The 17,175-nt window shown below is 72.8% G+C and carries 18 protein-coding genes and 1 pseudogene; 12 read left to right on the top strand and 7 right to left on the bottom strand.

Annotated elements, in window-relative coordinates; all coding sequences use genetic code 11:
• The first annotated feature begins 40 nt into the window (after positions 1-40).
• Positions 41-1,669: a DUF4407 domain-containing protein gene (locus FK268_RS21160; RefSeq protein ID WP_158636185.1), complete on the top strand. Its 1,629-nt coding sequence runs from the start codon at positions 41-43 to the stop codon at positions 1,667-1,669.
• Here the strand turns inward: FK268_RS21160 and FK268_RS21155 are convergent.
• Together FK268_RS21155 and FK268_RS21150 are read right to left on the bottom strand one after the other, a co-directional pair.
• On the bottom strand, positions 1,610-2,026 hold the full coding sequence (locus FK268_RS21155; RefSeq protein WP_146437437.1) for a MarR family winged helix-turn-helix transcriptional regulator: 417 nt from the start codon (positions 2,024-2,026) through the stop codon (positions 1,610-1,612). The genes FK268_RS21160 and FK268_RS21155 overlap by 60 nt on opposite strands.
• Complete coding sequence (locus FK268_RS21150) at positions 2,016-3,392, bottom strand: MFS transporter (RefSeq protein ID WP_146437436.1); 1,377 nt, start codon at positions 3,390-3,392, stop codon at positions 2,016-2,018. The genes FK268_RS21155 and FK268_RS21150 overlap by 11 nt, the downstream gene beginning before the upstream one ends.
• A 114-nt stretch (positions 3,393-3,506) precedes the next feature.
• Here FK268_RS21150 and FK268_RS21145 point away from each other — a divergent pair, with 114 nt between their 5' ends.
• From FK268_RS21145 to FK268_RS21130, 4 genes are all read left to right on the top strand, one after another.
• On the top strand, positions 3,507-4,034 hold the full coding sequence (locus FK268_RS21145; RefSeq protein WP_158636184.1) for an NfeD family protein: 528 nt from the start codon (positions 3,507-3,509) through the stop codon (positions 4,032-4,034).
• 61 nt (positions 4,035-4,095) lie between these two features.
• Positions 4,096-5,628 carry a flotillin family protein gene (locus tag FK268_RS21140; protein ID WP_146437434.1) on the top strand — a complete coding sequence of 511 codons (1,533 nt, stop codon included), beginning with the start codon at positions 4,096-4,098 and terminating at the stop codon, positions 5,626-5,628.
• 9 nt (positions 5,629-5,637) lie between these two features.
• Positions 5,638-6,057, top strand: a complete 420-nt coding sequence (locus FK268_RS21135) for a MarR family winged helix-turn-helix transcriptional regulator (RefSeq protein WP_146437433.1) — start codon at positions 5,638-5,640, stop codon at positions 6,055-6,057.
• 57 nt (positions 6,058-6,114) lie between these two features.
• On the top strand, positions 6,115-6,612 hold the full coding sequence (locus tag FK268_RS21130) for a DUF4395 domain-containing protein (RefSeq protein ID WP_146437432.1): 498 nt from the start codon (positions 6,115-6,117) through the stop codon (positions 6,610-6,612).
• Positions 6,613-6,705: 93 nt separating this feature from the next.
• On the opposite strand, the gene FK268_RS21125 is transcribed toward FK268_RS21130, so the two are convergent.
• Positions 6,706-7,149, bottom strand: coding sequence for a flavodoxin domain-containing protein (locus FK268_RS21125; protein ID WP_146437431.1), 444 nt, complete (start codon positions 7,147-7,149; stop codon positions 6,706-6,708).
• 76 nt (positions 7,150-7,225) lie between these two features.
• On the opposite strand from FK268_RS21125, the gene FK268_RS21120 reads away from it, so the two are divergent.
• From FK268_RS21120 to FK268_RS21105, 4 genes are read left to right on the top strand one after another with little or no spacing between them, the layout of a single operon-like run.
• On the top strand, positions 7,226-8,023 hold the full coding sequence (locus tag FK268_RS21120) for an alpha/beta fold hydrolase (protein ID WP_146437430.1): 798 nt from the start codon (positions 7,226-7,228) through the stop codon (positions 8,021-8,023).
• Positions 8,024-8,045: 22 nt separating this feature from the next.
• Entirely contained in the window at positions 8,046-9,185 is a 1,140-nt protein-coding gene (locus tag FK268_RS21115) for an alpha-hydroxy-acid oxidizing protein (RefSeq protein ID WP_146437429.1), read from the top strand.
• Complete coding sequence (locus FK268_RS24325) at positions 9,182-9,697, top strand: DUF4303 domain-containing protein (protein WP_158636183.1); 516 nt, start codon at positions 9,182-9,184, stop codon at positions 9,695-9,697. The genes FK268_RS21115 and FK268_RS24325 overlap by 4 nt, the downstream gene beginning before the upstream one ends.
• 10 nt (positions 9,698-9,707) lie before the next feature.
• Positions 9,708-10,859, top strand: coding sequence for a cation:proton antiporter (locus FK268_RS21105; RefSeq protein ID WP_146437427.1), 1,152 nt, complete (start codon positions 9,708-9,710; stop codon positions 10,857-10,859).
• Here the strand turns inward: FK268_RS21105 and FK268_RS21100 are convergent.
• Both FK268_RS21100 and FK268_RS21095 read right to left on the bottom strand, forming a co-directional pair.
• Positions 10,829-11,701 carry an exodeoxyribonuclease III gene (locus FK268_RS21100; protein WP_146437517.1) on the bottom strand — a complete coding sequence of 291 codons (873 nt, stop codon included), beginning with the start codon at positions 11,699-11,701 and terminating at the stop codon, positions 10,829-10,831. The genes FK268_RS21105 and FK268_RS21100 overlap by 31 nt on opposite strands.
• 14 nt (positions 11,702-11,715) lie before the next feature.
• The gene (locus tag FK268_RS21095) at positions 11,716-12,882 is read right to left on the bottom strand and encodes a zinc-binding dehydrogenase (protein WP_146437426.1); all 1,167 of its coding nucleotides are present in this window, start codon (positions 12,880-12,882) and stop codon (positions 11,716-11,718) included.
• A gap of 127 nt (positions 12,883-13,009) precedes the next feature.
• Here FK268_RS21095 and FK268_RS21090 point away from each other — a divergent pair, with 127 nt between their 5' ends.
• The 3 genes from FK268_RS21090 to FK268_RS21080 are packed head-to-tail and all read left to right on the top strand — an operon-like array spanning position 13,010 to position 15,491.
• A complete protein-coding gene (locus tag FK268_RS21090) occupies positions 13,010-13,747 on the top strand; it encodes an esterase/lipase family protein (protein ID WP_146437425.1) in 738 nt (245 codons plus the stop codon).
• Positions 13,748-13,794: 47 nt separating this feature from the next.
• Positions 13,795-14,250, top strand: coding sequence for an SRPBCC family protein (locus FK268_RS21085; RefSeq protein WP_231707202.1), 456 nt, complete (start codon positions 13,795-13,797; stop codon positions 14,248-14,250).
• On the top strand, positions 14,247-15,491 hold the full coding sequence (locus FK268_RS21080; protein WP_146437423.1) for an APC family permease: 1,245 nt from the start codon (positions 14,247-14,249) through the stop codon (positions 15,489-15,491). Before FK268_RS21085 ends, FK268_RS21080 begins: the two co-directional genes overlap by 4 nt.
• On the opposite strand, the gene FK268_RS21075 is transcribed toward FK268_RS21080, so the two are convergent.
• Complete coding sequence (locus FK268_RS21075; protein WP_231707201.1) at positions 15,463-16,029, bottom strand: YdcF family protein; 567 nt, start codon at positions 16,027-16,029, stop codon at positions 15,463-15,465. The two genes, FK268_RS21080 and FK268_RS21075, sit on opposite strands and share 29 nt — an antisense overlap.
• Positions 16,014-17,175: pseudogene (locus FK268_RS24320) on the bottom strand (hypothetical protein); the annotation flags it as partial. The gene FK268_RS21075 and the pseudogene FK268_RS24320, both read right to left, overlap by 16 nt.

Here is a 17,175-nt window from a genome sequence, read left to right as displayed (position 1 = left end):
GAGACGATCGGTGGAGTTCTATCGCGGCGGAGGAGGCGGCATGACGACGGTCCTGGTTCTCGCGGTCCTCGCCGCGCTGGTCACCGGCGGGATCGGCGTCGCGGTCGCGCGACCGGGCCGACGGGCGGCGCTGCCGAGCCGGGCTCTCGTGCTCGTCCTCGCGGGGCTCGTGGTCGGCGAGCTCGTGTCGATGCTGGCGCTGAACGGCGCGATCGAGGACGGGCTGCGCACGGACGCCGAGAGTTCTGCGACGACCGCGCCCGCGGTGCGTGCGGCCCAGGCGGACCTCGACGCCGCCGTGGCGGACCGCACCGCCCTCGACACCGCGGTCGCGGAGGCGTCCACCCGTCGTGACCAGGCGCTCGTCGTCGCGCGCTGCGAGTACCGTCCCGGTCCCGCCTGTCCGCAGACGTCGATCACGGGAGTCCCGGGACAGGGGCCGGAGACCAGTTCCGCCAACCAACGACTGGCGGCCGCCCAGACCGACCTCGACCGTGCGACCGCCGCCCGGGCCAAGGACGCACCCGGCCGCGACGCGCGCGTCGCGGCGGCGAGAGCCGAGGTCACCGTCGCGCGGGACGACGCCGTCGCGGGCGCCGACGACGGGATCGGTGCGCGCTGGGTCGCGCTCAACGGCGTCACGGCGCATTCGCTGCCCTCGGCCGGGCTCCGGGGCGCGATCGACCTCGTGTGCGCGGTGCTGGCGCTGCTGCCTCTGCTCCTGCGGCTGTGGCGCGGCGACACCGCCCGCGACATCCGCCGTCGGCAGGAACTCGAGAGCGAGCGACTGGCCGCCGCCGCGCAGCTCGCCATCGACCGTCGGGAGCAGGAACGGCGCGTGGAACTCGCGCTGGCGCACGACTCGCCCGCGCTGGACTCTCTCACTCGGGTCCTCCCCGCGATCGGTGGAGGTGTGGCCGAGGGGGCCGCCGCGCTGGAGGCCTCCGGGTTCGAGCCGGTGGCGGTCAGCGCCCGCCGGTACGTCCGTCCTGCGCCGTCGTCCGAGGGAGTCCCCGTCCCGGACGACGACTTCCTGCCGATCGCTGCCGCCGCGGAGGCGGCGAGCCTGATCACGGCGGGGCAGCCCGTCGGCGATGAGACCCCGACCGGACCGATCCCCGTCCCCGGCCGCACGCCGGCGGGCGAGCCCGTCATCGACGAGACCCGCGAGCCCGCCGAGGAGGCGCCCGTGCCCGACGAGACCACCCCGCACCTGCCGGCCACCGTCGCCGACACCGCACCAGCGGTCCCGCCACGGGAGGTCCTGCGCAAGCCGAACCCGTTCGTGCCGCCCGTCCTCGACGAGGCCGCGCGCACGATCGCCGGCTTCGTGCGGCCCCTGATGCCGCCGCTCGTCGCCCGCGTCCTGCCGGGCGGGGAGACCCGCACGGTGCAGCAGTCCTACGAGGAGGTCGAGGAGGTCACCTTCTCGATGCGGCGCACCCGCACGGTGACCGTGGGGACCGTCGAGCAGACCGTCCCGGTACCGTCGTCCGACGGTGCGGTGCCCGCACCCGCACCCGCACCCGCACCGGCGCGCGATGCGGCGGCCGGCCCGGTGCGCCGCGCGGACGAGCCTCTCGACGTCGCGCACGAGCCAGTCGGCGAGCTACCCGGCGAGGGCCCGCGCGAGCTCGGCCAGCCGCGCGAGCTCCCCGGGAGGCAGTGACCGGACCGCCGCGGGCGCCGGGTCCTCCACCGAGGCCATCGCGTCGACGACCGCCCGTCCCGCGGCGGTGATGGTCACGACCTTCGCGCGACGGTCCTCCGGCGAGACGGTGCGCCGCGCGTGGCCCCGCGCCTCGAGATCGTTGACGGCGACGGTGGCGGCGGGCGGGTCCATGTCGGCGAGCGCAGCCACCTCCTTGAGGGTGAGTGGACCGTAGCGGTCGAGCCGCTTGAGCACCCGCAGCCTGCTGAAGGGCAGGCCGGTGCGCTCGGCGACCGCCCGGCGCCAGTCCGAGCGGCTGTCGATCACGGCGTGCACGAGCAGACTCCACACCTCGTCCGGGCTGTCAACGGACATCCGCGGACTCCTTCGTCTCGAGCAGCGGTGCGATCCGGGCGCGTGAGCGCTCGGCCCGAGCGCCCGTCGAGAACACCGCGAGCGCGGCGATGACGACCGCGAAGCCGGCGACGGTCCACCACAGCGCGGCGCGCGCCACCAGGCCGCAGAGCGCCACGCCGAGGCTGATGCCCAGCTGCCGGCTCGTACTCGCGACGGCGGCCGCGGCGCCCGCCCGGTCCAGTGGCATGCCGCTCACGGCGGAGTTCGTGATGGGTGCGTTGACCAGGCCGAAGCCGATGCCGAAGGCTGCGAAGACGATGCCGAGTTCGATCAGAGGAGTGGCCGCGTCGACCGTGGTCAGTGCCACGGCGGCGCCGGTCATGAGGGTGCCCGCGCCGAGCAGCGACGGGCGCGGCCCGTACCGCGCGACGAGCCGGCCCGATGTGGGGGAGGCGAGCAGGACGCACACGGCCATCGGTAGGAACATCAGGCCGGTCTGTACAGCGGAGAAGTGCCGGACGGTCTGCAGGTACAGCGACATGGTGAACAGGAAGGCGCCGAATCCGGCGAACGCGCAGACCGCGGTGAGCGTGGCCGCCGAGAACGGGATGCTGCGGAAGAAGCGCAGGTCGATGAACGGCGACGGGTGCCGGCGCTCGTGCGCGAGGAAGCAGGCGAGCGCCGCGGCGGCGAGGGCGAGCATCAGCGGTTCGCGCTCGATGAGACCGAAGACGGCGGTGAACATGACCGCGATCGCGAGGATCTGGCCGAGAGGATCGATACTCCGCGGGACGGCGGCCTTCGACTCCGGCACGACCGCGTAGGTCAGCCCGAGCGCGACCGCGCAGATCGGTAGGTTCACCCAGAACACCGACTGCCAGCCGAGCGAGTCGATGAGGATGCCGCCGACGAGCGGTCCGACCGCGGTCGACACACCGACGACGGCGCCCCACACGCCGATCGCCCGGGCCCGTTCCGCGGCATCGGTGAAGACGGCGGTGACGATCGACAGGGCGACCGGGGTCAGCATCGAGCCGCCGACGGCCTGGATCCCGCGGGCGGCGATGAGCACGTCGACGGTCGGCGCCAGGCTGCAGAGCAGGGAGCCCGCGGCGAAGACGGTCAGCCCGATGCGGAAGACGCGGCGCCGACCGAAGCGGTCGGCGGTGGCGCCGGAGAGGACCAGCAGGCTCGCGAGCGTCAGCGTGTAGATGTCCACGACCCATTGCAGGTGCGTCGTCGACGCGTGCATCTGCCGCCCGATCTCCGGGAGGGCGACGTTGACGATGGTCACGTCCATGGAGGAGATGAGCAGGCTGAGGCTGCACGCCACGAGGATCAGCGCGCGTCGCCGCGGCCCGGGCGCCGAAACAGTTGTCAACACACAAGCATTGTATGACTACAACTAATAAGATCGGGGACGAGCTCGGTGACGTACACCTCGTACGCATTCTTTGCTATACTGCAATCAGGAGATCCGAGCGCAGAGGAGGCGCCCGTGGTTACCGTTTTCGCAGTCTGTGCCGTGGTCGGGGTCCTGGTCCTGATCGCTTCACTGGTCCTGGGGGATTTCGAGATCGGGGGAGTCGAGGTCGGCAGTTCCGACGCCGGCCTGCCCTGGCTCAGTGCGCCCGCCCTGGCCGCCGCCGTCGGCGTCTTCGGAGTGGTCGGCTGGCCGCTGTCGTCCGGGACGTCCCTGCCGATGCCCGTGATCATCGGCGTGGCAGCCGGGTCCGGCGTCGCCGCGTACGCCCTGCTCATGGTCGTGCTCCGAGCCATGCGCCGCGCGCAGACGGGGACCGTCGCAGGTCTGCGCGCCGCCGTCGGCACGATCGGCGAACTCAGTATGGAGATCCCCGCCGGCGGCTGGGGGCAGGTGCGCTATCTCGACTCGGACTCGGTGCGCGCCGTCACCACCGCGATCCTCGTGGACCCGGACGCCGACGCCCGCGCCGGCGAACAGGTGCTGATCGTCGACGTCGAGGGCGACCGGCTCGTGGTGCAACCGCTGCGCACCCAGGACTGACATCCGCGCGCTCTCGTCGGCGCGCCGCAGAACCATCGAAAAGGAATAGGGAGGGAACGCCATGACCGTATCGATCCTGCTCGCGGCCGGTGCCGCGGTGATCGTGATCCTGTTGGCGCTGTGGATCTTCTTCCACAACTACATCAAGTCTCCGCCGGATCAGGTGGCCATCTTCACCGGCCGCGGCGAGATGAAGGTCGTCCGCGGCGGGGCGCGGTTCAAGGTCCCGGGGCTCGAGCGCGTCGACTACATGCCGCTGCGCCCGTTCGAGGTGCGCATCGCGCTGAGCAACGCCCGCAGCATCGACGGTGTGCCCGTCGAACTGCAGGCCGTCGGCCTGGTGCGCATCGGCACCACCGACGAGATGACCCGCACCGCCGCCCAGCGGTTCCTCACCGCGAACATGGCGGAGCTGGAGAACCAGATCAACGAGATCCTGGCGGGCAGCCTCCGCGGCATCGCCGCGACGATGACCGTCGAGCACCTCAACAGCAACCGCGAGGCGCTGGCGCGCGGTGTCGTCGACGAGGCCGGGGGTGACCTCGCGCGCATCGGCATGGAGGTGGACATCCTCAAGATCGCCGGCATCGAGGACCGCAACGGCTACCTCGAATCGCTGGGCCAGAAGCGCATCGCCGAGGTCAAGCGCGACGCCGACATCGGCAAGGCGGAGGCCGAGCGCGACTCGCTGATCCGCTCCGCCGACGCCCGCCGCGCGGGCGAGATCGCCCAGACAGAGGCCGAGACCGCGATCGCCGAGGCCCAGCAGAGCCGCGACGTGCGCATCGCCCAGCTGCGCGCCCAGACCGAAGCGCAGAACGCCGAGGCCGATCAGGCCGGCCCCCTCGCGAAGGCGAAGTCGGAGAAGGCCGTGGGCATCGCGCTGGAGGAGGCCGAGGCGGCCCGCATCGAGGCGCGTACCGAGGTCGAGCGCAAGCGTCGCGCGCAGGCCGAGGCCGCGCTCGAGGCCGACGTGATAGCGCCCGCAGAGGCGCAGCGGCAGGCCGCCATCACCCGCGCCGAGGGCGAGCGCCAGTCGGCGATCCTCACCGCGGAGGCACGGGCCAACTCGACCCGGCTCGAAGGTGAGTCCGCCGCGGACGCCCGCAAGTCCGCCGCGGCGGCCGTCGAGGCCGAGCTCCGCGCCGACGCGGCCGGCAAGCTCGCGCAGGCGGAGGTGCACGCCGAATCGATCCGGCTTGAGGGCGAGTCGAAGGCCTCGGCGCGCAAGTCCGCGGCGGAGGCCCTTGAGGCTGAGCTGCGCGCCGACGCGGCGGGCAAGCAGGCCCAGGCCGAGGCGTTCAATCAGTACAACTCGGACGCCGCGCGCCTGCTGCTCGTCCCGCAGGTCCTGTCGACGATCGAGGGCGCGGTCCGCGCCCAGTCGGAGGCCACGGCCGCGATCGACAGCATCAACATCATCGGCGGCGGACAGAACGACGCCACCGGTGGGCTGCTGGGGCTGTCGGCGCAGTCGATCGCGTCGATCGTCGCGGCGCTGCGCGTCCAGGGCATCGACCTCTCCAAGCTCCTCGACGGCGGCGCTCCCGCCGCTGCGGAGCCGGTGGTCGCGACCCCCATCGACGACGAGTAGCGAACCGCGATGCTGCCCGGCGACGCCGAGGCGTTGCGCCTTGCGGTGGGCCTGCTGGAGGAACGACTCCGGCGGTTGCCCGCCGCGGGGCTGCGCGGTTCCGAGCTGTTCGTGCTCGCCACCGTCGAGGCGCTCGGGCCCGAGGCCTTCCCGACGGCGATCGGCGACCGGCTGGACATGAAGCGCTCGAACGTCTCCGCCGGCATTGCGGACCTGCGGCGCCGTGGATTCCTCGAAGGCGACGCCGACGGTTCCGACGGGCGGCGGCGGCCCGTGACCCTCACGGACCGCGGCCGGGAGGCGCTGCACGCCCGCGACGCCGCGCAGGACGCCTGGCTCGTCGAGACCGGGAGCGCGCAGCTCACCACGGAGGAGACCGGGCTGATCCGCGCCGCGCTGCCCCTGCTCCTGCGACTGGCGGCGGGGTGAGAATCACGCCGAGCACAACCCTGGTCGGCGCACCGACCGCGGATTAGCCTCGATCTCGTGAGTGGTCTCTTCTCCTTCCCGAATCCGGTCAACGAGTACGCGGCCCGCGCGACTGCGGGCCTCGTCGTCGTCCTCGCGGTCGTGACGATCGTCGCCGGACAGTGGTGGCTCTACGCCGCCCTGGCGATCGGTTTCGCGCTGCGCGTCGCGGGCGGCCCCCGCTATTCGCCGTTCGGCCGGCTGTCGGTGCACGTCATCGCGCCGCGGCTCGGCCCGGCCAAGCTCGTGCCCGGCCCGCCGAAGCGGTTCGCGCAGACCATCGGCCTGGTCTTCTCGACCGTGGCGTTGGTCCTCTTCGTGACCGGGAACCACCTCGCGGCCCAGATCGTGCTGGGCCTGCTGGTGGTGGCAGCGCTCCTCGAATCGGCCGCGGGCGTGTGCCTGGGCTGCATCGTCTTCGGCTGGTTGCAGCGCCGCGGCGTGATCCCGGCCTCGGTGTGCGAGGCGTGCGCCGGCGTCAACACCACCCCGCCCACGCTGAGCGTTCCGCAGTAACCGTCGTCGCGGACGAGGCTCACCGACGAAAGAACGCCGCCACGGAGTGATCCGCGGCGGCGTTCGTCTGTCAGTGGTCGGCGTGCAGGCTGATCAGATCTGGGCGACGATCTGCTCGGCCCACTCGACCGCCTTCTCGTCCACATCGTCGGTACCGGAGTTGTCGTGCTCGAAACGGTCGCCCACCTGGGTCGCGCCGAGGCCCGTCAGGTGCTCCACGATGGTCTTACCGGCGGCGTTGTAGGTGTCGACGTAGATCGAATCGCCCAGGCCGAAGACCGCGAAGCGCAGGCCCGTCAGGTCGGGGGACGCCTCGAGCAGATCCTCGAAGAACTCGGTGGAGCCCGCGGGCAGCTCGCCCTCGCCGTAGGTGGCGCACGAGAAGACGTGGAAGTCCGCGGGATCCAGTGCGTCGATCTCGCCGTCCATCATGTCGTGCAGCTCGACGGAGCCGGCCTTGGCGAACACGTCGAACATGGCGTTCGCGGCGCCCTCGGCGGTGCCGGTCGAGGAACCGTAGAAGATGTGAACAGACATGGGACGAGATTCTAGCCAAGCCTCACCTCGCAGCGTGAGCTGCATCCTGTCGGTGTGACGTCCTAGGCTTGCGGCCATGCCACACGCCACCCTCTCCGACGGTGCCCGGCTCGCCTACACGGTCCATCCGGCGGCCACCGGTGCGACGGGGCCCGGGCTGCTGCTGTTCGCGGGCCAGGCACTCGCCGGATCGTCGTGGGCGCCGCTGATCGACGATCTCCGGGCGGCGGGCCCCGTGATCACCTTCGACCACCGCGGCATCGGCGCCAGTGACGACCTCTTCCCCCGGGGATGGGGTACGCGGGACTGCGCCGGGGACGCCCTCGCCGTCCTCGATGCCGCCCGCGCCGCAGGAGCAGTCGGTGACGCCGTGGACGTCTACGGCTTCTCCATGGGCGGCCGCGCGGGCCAGTGGCTGGCCGCCGATCACCCCGATCGCGTGCGGCGGCTGATCCTCGGAGCCACCACGGTGGGCGATGCGCACGGAGTGGCGCGCCCCAGCGAGGTCCTGCGCATCCTCGTGCGCTCCGACCGTCGCGCCCTGCTGGAGCTGTTCTTCACCCCCGAGTGGCTCGCCGGGCACCCCGAGGCCGCGGAGGCGATCCTCGCGCAGCCCCGCTCCCTCCCGGCGCAACGCGCGCACTTCGCCGCGAGCACCGACCACGACGGTTCCGCAGCTCTGCCGCGGATCACCGCGCCCACGCTCGTCCTGCACGGCGCCGACGACCGCATGTGCCCGGCCGAGAACGCGGAGATCCTCGGCGCGGGCATCGCCGGCGCCCGGGTGCGCGTCTACCCCGGGATGCGCCACGGCTATCACCTGCAGGAGCCGGCGGCCACCGTCGACGCCCTGGACTTCCTCACCGCTCCCTGACCGCCACTGCTACCGTCCACCCATGGCGGACTACGGCAGCTTCCAGGACGGCATCTACGCGGAGGGGCTGCTCGCGAAGCACCGCCACTTCCCGTACACCTTCGGCGATCTCGAGGCGAGGGCGCAGCAGGTGCTCGATCGCTCCCTCTTCGACTACGTGCGCGGCGGCGCCGGCGACGAGACCACACAGGACGTGAACGTCGCCGAGCTGCGCCGCTACGGCTTCGTCCCGCGGATGCTCCGCGACCGCAGCGTCCGCGACCTGTCCACCACCTTCCTCGGCGCGGAGCTCGACGCCCCGGTGATCCTCTGTCCCGTCGGGGTGAACGGCCTGGTGCACGAGAACGGCGACCTCGAGGTCGCGCGTGCCGCGGCCACCCTGAACGTCGCCGCGATGTACTCGACGCTGTCGGAGGCGCCGCTGGAGGAGATCGCCGACGCCCGCGGCGACTCCTTCGCCGCCTTCCAGCTGTACCCGACGAAGGACGACCAGCTGACCGACAGCCTGGTGCGCCGCGCTGACAAGGCGGGCTTCGACGCGCTCACCATCACCCTGGACACCGGCAGCCTCGGCTGGCGGCCGCGGGATCTCGGCAACGGCTACATCCCGTTCCTCCGCGGCCGGTGCCTGGCCAACTACCTCAGCGACCCCCGGTTCATCGAGCTGTGCGGCGTGGAGAACCCACCGCCCCTGCACGCGGGGATCGTCTGGTCCTCGCTGTTCAGCAAGCCCACCTTCTCGTGGGAGGACGTGGCCAGGATCCGCCGGATCTCCGACCTGCCGATCATCCTCAAGGGGATCTGCCACGCCGAGGACGCCCGCCGGGCCGCGGCCGAGGGCGTCGACGCGATCGCCTGCTCGAACCACGGCGGCCGGCAGGCCAACGGCGGCCTGCCCGCCATCAGCCACCTCGAGGGCGTGCTCGAAGCCGGGCTCCCGGTCACCTTCGACAGCGGAGTCCGCGACGGGGTGGACGTGCTGCGCGTCGTCGGCCTCGGCGCCACCCTCGCCGGCATCGGTCGGCCCTACGTCTACGGCCTCACCCTGGGCGGCGCGGCCGGCGTCGAGCACGTGCTCCGGTCGATGCTCGCCGAGGCGGACCTGACGATGGCGGCGGACTGCCTCACCACGCTCGCCGACCTCCACGTCGTCAAGCGGTGACGCGCGGCGACGGCCCCGGCATCGACTGGTTCGGCTTCGAGGACGCGATCGCCGAGGAGCTGCGGGCGGTCGCGCGGGCGCTCGTCTACCAGGCCGACGGGGAGCTGCCCTACGCCTACGCACTGACGGCCTTCCACGCGGAGCACGGCGGCCCGATCCACCTGCCCGTCCCGGCGCTCGGCACCGTCGAATCCGTTGCCCCGCGGTCGCTCTGGAACCCCTCCGCATGGCCGCGGTCCGACGGGGCCTGGGCTCGGCGGGCGCCGCTCGACGCCTGGCAGGACCGGCTGAACGAGCTCGTCGACGGCCTCGAAACCGCCGACTGGGAGGCCGCGTACGCCCGGTACGGGTACGCGCTGCTCGCGGCGATGCGGCGCGCGAAGGCCGAACTGGTGGCGGAGGACGCCTTCCCGCGGGAGGTCGTGGCGCTGCTCGACGACGGTGGCGAGCTGGCCGCGAGGTCCGCGACGGAGCAGGAACTTCGAGGGTACTGGGCGGCGCGCGCGGAGTAGCGTGCTCGCAATGACCTTCTCGACACTCGCGCTGGTGACGGCCCTCGGGCTACTGGGACCCGTGCTCGCGCTGCCCACGTCGTGGCACATCCCGGCGATCGTCGGGCCCCTCGCCGCGGGCGTGCTCTTCGGCACGACGGGCTTCCGGGTGCTCGACGCGTCGGAGCCCACCTTCGCCTTCCTCGCCGACATCGGCTTCGCCCTGGTGATGTTCGTGGCCGGGACGCACGTCCCGGTCCGGGACCCGGCGGTGCGGTCGGCGCTCGGTGCCGGCGCGCTCCGCGCGGCGCTCGTCGGCGTGGTCGCCACGGTGGTGGCGACGGGGCTGGCCGCGGCCTTCGGGACGGGCCACGCTCCGCTGTACGCGGTGCTCATGGCCTCGTCCTCCGCGGCGGTGGTACTGCCGATCCTCGACTCGGCGTCTCTGAGCGGCACACCGATCCTCGCCCTGACGGCGCAGGTGGCCATCGCCGATACGGTCTGCGTGGTCGCGTTGCCGCTGGTCATCAACCCGTCGGCGGCGGGGCGTGCCGCCCTCGGCGCACTCGCGGTCGGGGCGGCGGCCCTCGTCGTCTACCTCCTGCTGCGGCTCGCGGAGGAGCGGGGGTGGCAGCGACGGGTCCACAAGGTCTCCGAGGAGCGTCGGTTCGCGATCGAACTGCGCGTCAGCCTGGTCGGGCTCTTCCTCCTCGCCGCGGTGGCGACCTCGATGCACGTCTCCGTGATGCTCGCGGGCTTCGCGATGGGCCTCGCGGTCGCGGCGGTGGGGGAGCCGCGGCGCGTCGCGAAGCAGCTCTTCGCCATCGAGGAGGGCTTCTTCGCACCGCTCTTCTTCGTCTGGCTCGGTGCGCGCATCGATCTTCGCGACCTGGTCTCGCATCCGAAGTTCATCGTCCTCGGCCTCGCTCTGGGCATCGGCGCGGTCGTCGCGCACATCGTCATGCGAATCCTCGGCCAGTCGCTTCCGCTCGGCGTGCTCGCGGCCGCGCAGATCGGCGTCCCCGTCGCCGCGGTCACCGTCGGCGAGCAGTTGCACCTCCTCGTCCCCGGCGAGGCCGCCGCGATGATCCTCGGCGCGCTCATCACCATCGCCGGCGCCGCGCTGGCCGCCGGCCCGGCGGGGCGCATCCGTCAGGAGGGCGCGCGCCAGCCGGCGGCGTAGTCCACGACGACGGGCGCGTGGTCGGAGAGCCGCGCCTCGGGCGACGGTTCCTTGTCGACGACGACCGATCGCGCGGCCCGCGCGAGCCGCGGCGTCGCGAGGTGATGGTCGATCCGCCAGCCGACGTCCTTGGTGAACGACTCGCCTGCCCAACTCCACCACGAGAGCGGACCGGGACGGTCGCCGTGCAGGGCCCGGACGACGTCGACCAGGCGGCGGGGGCCGAGCTGCGCGCCGAGCCAGGCCCGCTCCTCGGGCAGGAAGCCCTCCATCTTCTGGGCCGGCCGCCAGTTCGTCACGTCGTGCGGCAGGTGCGCGAGATTCAGGTCCCCGAGCAGGAGGAAGTCCCGCCCGGCCGCGAGCGCCGCCCGCCGGTTGCGACTGAGCTCCCGCGCGAAGGCCTCGAGGAAGCGCATCTTCCGCGCGTACTTGGCGCCGCCGTCCGGCACGTCCCGGATGTTGCCGGGCCGCTGTAGGTGCTCGGGCAGGCCGCCCTTGGGCAGGTACAGGCACGCGACGGTCAGGGGCGCGTCCGCGAGATCCACCTCGATGTAGCGGCCCTCGTGCGCGTAGGCGCCGAGGCCCCGCGCACGGGGGCCATCGGACGCCCAGCTCCGCACGGCGGCCGGCGGCGTGCGCGTCAGCACCGCCACGCCGTTGCGCCCCGGGACGGAGCCGCAGTCGATCGCGGCCGAGTACCCGGGGAAGTCGCCCACCTCGGCGGGTGGAGAGCGCAACTCCTGGAGCGCGAGCACGTCGAGGCCGCGGCCCGCGAGCCAGGCGTCGAAGCCCCGTCGTCGCGCCGCCCGGATCCCGTTGACGTTGAACGTGCCGACGCGCAGCACGTCGGGCGCGGTCAGGGCGCGGTCACCGCGCTCGACGGGTCGATGAGGATCTTGGCGTGCACCTCGGGGTCGCCGAGAGCATCGAAGGCGGTCTCGACGCCCGCGAGCCCGACGGTACCCGTGACCAGCGGCTTCACATCGACCTTGCCGCTCGCCATCATGTGCAGCGTGTCGTGGAACTCACCCGGGTCGTAGCCGAAGGCGAACCGCAGGTCGATCTCCTTGTTGCCGGCCAGCGCGGGCATGATCTGGTCGGGCTCCATGCAGACGCCCACCACGATCACGCGGGTGCGCAGCGGCGCGGCCTCGATGATCGAGTTGATCATGCCGGGCACGCCCACGCACTCGAAGACCACGGGGCCGGACGGGGTCTCGCCGATCTTGTCCGCGAGCCGGAAGGCGTGCCACCACGGCACCGGGCCGGGAATCAGGGTGAGCTTGTCCATCGTGCTCACGCCCAGCTTGAACAGGTCGCTGGCGCGGCGGATCTCAGTGCGCGGCTGCTTGTACGCGTCCCACGGCTGCTGCTCGCGCGGATCCACCACGACGTGCGCGCCCATCCGCTTCGCCAGGGCACGGCGGCCGGGGGAGAAGTCACTGGCGATGATCTCCTTGACGCCCGAGGCGCGGAGCATCGCGATGACGGCGAGGCCGATGGGACCGCAGCCGATCACGATCGCCGTCCGGCCCCGGCCGATCTCGGCGCGCCGCACCGCGTGCCACGCGACGGCCATCGGCTCGGTGAGCGCGGCCTCCTCGTCGGACAGCTTGTCCGGCACCGGCATCGTCATCGACTCCTGGACGAGCACCTGCTCGGCGTAGGAGCCGGGAGAGCGCTCGGACAGGCCCACGAGCTGCGGCTCGCTGCCGACCATCAACGTCGGGAGGGCGACGACGCGGGTGCCCACGGGCCAGCGCTTGCGGCAGCCGGGCCCGTACTCGGCGACGGTGCCCACAAACTCGTGCCCCATGACGATGCGCTGATCGGTCCGCATGCAATCCGGATACCCGGCCTTGGCCGCCAGGTCCGCGACGAGATCGGCGTGGTGGCGGGCGTGCAGATCGGAGCCGCAGATCCCGGTGCGGGTCACGGTGAGCAGCACCTGCCCGCGGGCCGGGCTCGGAGCGGGGACTTCTTCGACGGTCAGCCGACCCTCGGTGCACACGACAGCTTTCATACGCCCGAGAATAATCGGCGACCCGGAGACCGCCGAACGCGGTGCGGCGCGCCCGGGGGCGACACGCCGCGCACAGGGTCAGCATCCGTGTTGCACAGTCTCCTCTCAGATGTTGTACCTTTTGCGCATGCAAACTCTTGGCAAGTCCTTCGTCGCCGCCGCTGCTGCCCTCGGCGTCGTGTCCGCCGTCCCGTCGATCGCCCAGGCCGCCGAGCGCGACCTCGTGATCGTCTACGCCGGCCTGATCGCACCGGGTGAGGTCTACGAGCCCCTGAACACCAACCTGCGCAACGCCGGTTTCGACGTGAAGAACCTGTGGCTGCCCGGCTTCGACCACAGGAAGGAAGCCGGCCAGCTCAAGGCCACCGTCGACGAGGCGAAGAAGGCGTCGCCGAACCGCAGGGTCTCGATCGTCTCGCACAGCTCCGGCGCCATCAGCAGCCGCTACTACATCAAGGTGCTCGGCGGGAACAAGGACGTGGCCCGCTCGGTGGTGCTCGGCGGCGTCGAGTACGGCTCGCCCACCGGCTGCGTCCTGCCTGCGCCCGCGAACGGCGCGTGCAACGGCTCGGCGATCCTCAACCAGCTGAACGCGGGCGTCGACACCCCCGGTCCCACCGAGTTCTACTCGATCCGCAGCTCGACCGACCCGCTGTCGGGCAACCTCGACGGTCGCCAGTGCCGCACGACGGTCAAGGGCTACCTCCCGGCCGCCGTCTCGTTCGACCACGCGTACCTCGCCTGGGACCCGCGCGTCGTGCCGCTCGTGGTGAGCTCGCTGCGCGGCAACTGCCCCGGCCAGTGGGTGAACTCGCCCGAGGGCTCGGTCACCTTCGAGAACAGCGTCGACATGAACCGCAAGTAGATCGCAATGCTGGGCACGATGCGGGTGCGCCTGGTTCGATGGCTGACGTGAGCACATCGGATGACACCCGCATCGTGTCCGCCAGCCGCGATGTCGCGGCCCCGGCGGACCTCGTCTTCGCCCTGATCGCCGACCCGTCGCGGCAGCCCGAGTGGGACGGCAACGACAACCTCACCGAGGCCGCGCCCGGTCAACGGGTGCGCGCCGTCGGCGACGTCTTCACCATGACGCTGACCAACGGCCAGGTCCGCGCCAACCGCGTGACCGAATTCGACGAGGGCCGCCTCATCGCCTGGCTGCCCTCCCCGCTCGACGAGCCCGCGCCCGGCCACCTGTGGCGGTGGGAACTGGAGCCCCTCGCCGACGGCGGCACCCGCGTCACCCACACCTACGACTGGACGCAGCTGCACGACGAGCAGCGCCTCCCGCGTGCCCGGGCGACCACCGCGGACCGTCTGGCCGCGTCCGTGGACCGGCTCGCGGAGCGCGCAGAGGAGCGATGACCGGACCGGAGCTGCGCCGCACGCTCGACCTCTCCGACGCCGTCGCCGTCGGACTGTCCGCGATGATCGGTGCCGGTGTCTTCGTGGCCTTCGGCCCGGCTGCGGCCGCCGCCGGTTCCGCCCTGCTCCTGGGGCTCGCCATCGCGGCCCTCCTGGCGTACTGCAACGCGAGCAGTTCGGCTCGGCTCGCCGCTCTCTACCCGCAGTCGGGCGGTACCTACGTCTACGGGCGGATGCGCCTCGGCCCGTTCTGGGGTCACCTCGCCGGCTGGAGCTTCGTCGTCGGTAAGAGTGCGTCCTGCGCCGCGATGGCGCTCACCGTCGGGCACTACGCGTGGCCCGCCCACGCGCATGCCGTCGCCGCCGCGACCGTGGTGGTGCTCACGGGTCTCAACGTCGCCGGGGTGGAGCGCTCGGCCCGGGTGGCGCGCGTGATCGTCGCGCTCGTGCTGGCAGTGCTGCTCGCCGTCGTGATCGTGGCGTTTTCCTCCGGTGACGCCGACCCCTCCCGAGTCTTCGACGGTGCCGGGTCCGGGCCGTTCGGGGTGCTCCAGGCGGCGGGCCTGCTGTTCTTCGCCTTCGCGGGCTACGCGCGCATCGCGACGCTCGGCGAGGAGGTCCGGGATCCGGAGCGGACGCTGCCCCGCGCGATCTTCACCGCGCTGGCGGTGGCCCTCGTGGTGTACGCCCTCGTCGGCGTCGCGCTGCTGGCGGTACTCGGCCCGGCCGGGCTCGCCGCGTCCGCCGCCCCGGTCGCCGATGCGGCGCGGGCCGCCGGGTTCCCGGTCGCGGTGGTCACCGTCACCGCCTGCGTCGCGGCCGTGGGCTCGTTGCTGGCGCTGCTGCTCGGGGTCTCGCGCACGACGCTCGCGATGGCGCGCGACGGTCACCTGCCGCGGCCACTCGCGGCCGTCGACGAGCGGCGCCGCGTGCCGGTGACCGCCGAACTCGCCGTCGGTGCCGTGGTCACCGTGGTGGCGGCCGTCGCTGATCTGGGTGCCGCCATCGGCTTCTCGTCGTTCGCCGTGCTCGTCTACTACGCGGTCGCGAACGCCTCCGCGTGGACGCTCGACGCCACGGTGCGCTCCCGGATCGTTCCCGCCGTCGGGCTCGCCGGCTGTGTCCTGGTGGCGCTGTCGCTGCCTGCGGGCTCGGTGGCCACGGGCATCGTCGTGCTGGTGGTGGGCGCGCTCTCCTTCGCCGTCACCCGCTCTAGCAACCGGTCTGGTACAGCGCCTTGAGCCAGCCGGCGCTCTGGTAACCCCAGCCGAAGACGGTCTCGGCGACACCGCGCTGCTCCGGGAAGTCGGTCATCTGCATCCGAGCGCCGTAGCAGCGTTCCAGGATGAACCGGGCGCGTTCGAGGTGCGCCGTGGTGGTGACGACGATGATGTCCTTCCAGCCGCGCGCGGCGGCGAGTCTCCGGATCTCCTGCGCCTCGCCGCGGGTGGTCCACGGCTCCGGGAGGAAGCAGGTGACCTGGACGCCGGTGATCGACCGGGCGCACAGCTCGCGCATCCGGTCGTCCGCGACACCGACCGAATTGGAGATGACCACCTGCTGGGCCAGCCCGCGCTCGGCGAGCTCGAGTCCGTACTCGAACCGTTCGTACGGATTGCCGCCCAGTACCACGATGGCGTCGGCGCGCTGGAGCCGCTGGTCGATCTTCGGCTGCAGGTAGGCGCGATCGAGCGTGGTGCCGATGACGCCGACGAGCAGGACCACGAGAGCGCACGCGACGAGGCGCCGTATCCGCCGCCCCTTCATGGCTTCTCGCACCACTGCATTATCGCGGTTGCAAGCGCCGACCGCACAGCGGGGTGGTAGGCCGGATGGTCGCCGTGGTCGGTGCGCACGACGCGGATCGCGCCCCGGCACCCCGCCAGCCGCGGGAGGCCCTCGGGACCGCGCTGCCCGTCGAACCACGCCGCATCCGGCGGCGCGAGGACGAGGACGGCGTCCGTGCCGTCCGCGACGACGGGGCGCAGCAGCACCTCCGGGACCTGGGTGACGCCCCGTCGGCCCAGGAGCCGCCACGCCGGGTACGGCAGCCGGCGACGCAGCAGGTCCTTCACGCGGCCGCGCGGGCTGCGGGCGAAGGCGGGATCGGAGCGCGGCACGCCGAGATCCTGGGCGGGCGCAGCGGCGATCCCCGCCTTGAGGCGCCACGAGTACAGGACCGCGTTCACGAGCACCGCCGCATCGGCGGCGACGGCGCGGGCCGCGTGCGCCGCGTACCAGGAGCCCGAGCAGACGCCGGCGGTGAGCACCGGCCCGTCCAGGGTGCGGGCGGCGGCGATCACGTCGGTCTCCGCGGTCGCGGGGAACAGCGGGACCACCTCGGCCGGGCCCACGGGGCCGGATTCCCCGGCGCCCCGGCGGTCGAAGCGCAGGGCGCTCCCGCCGGACCGGGCGATGTCCCGCGCCAGCTGCACCGAGGCGCGGTTCGGACCGTGGCGGGTGTCGTTGGCGGTCGCGCACAGCAGCACCGAGCGGCGTGGTGCGGCACCGCCGGGCAGGGTGCGGATCGCTGCGGCGCCCCCGATGTCCTCGATCCGTTCCTCCACGCCGTCGTGCCGCGAGTGCGTGCGGAGCACGGGATCGATCGCCACCGACGCCGTCGCGGGCAGCTCCGCCGCGAGCCACGCGGCGATGCCCGCGATCGTCTCGTCGGGGATGCGGACGAGGTGCGCGCCGGGCTCGACGAACTCCGGCATGCCCTCGGCGACGAGGCGGTCGGCGCCGTCGGGCCCGACGGGGGCGGTGCCGGGTCGCTGGGCGATCAGCAGCCGCGGGGCGGCGAGCGTGTCCGCCGGGAGCGTCGACAACGCCGCGACGGCCTCGGCGTGCACGTCCATGCCGACCCAGGTGCCGGGGCCCGCGCCGATCGCCATGCGGGCCAGCGCGCCCTGCGCCCGGGCGAAG

The sequence above is a fragment of the Tsukamurella sputi genome, from assembly GCF_007858445.1.
Taxonomy (GTDB): domain Bacteria; phylum Actinomycetota; class Actinomycetes; order Mycobacteriales; family Mycobacteriaceae; genus Tsukamurella; species Tsukamurella sputi.
This window is presented reverse-complemented; position numbering and strand designations above follow the sequence as displayed.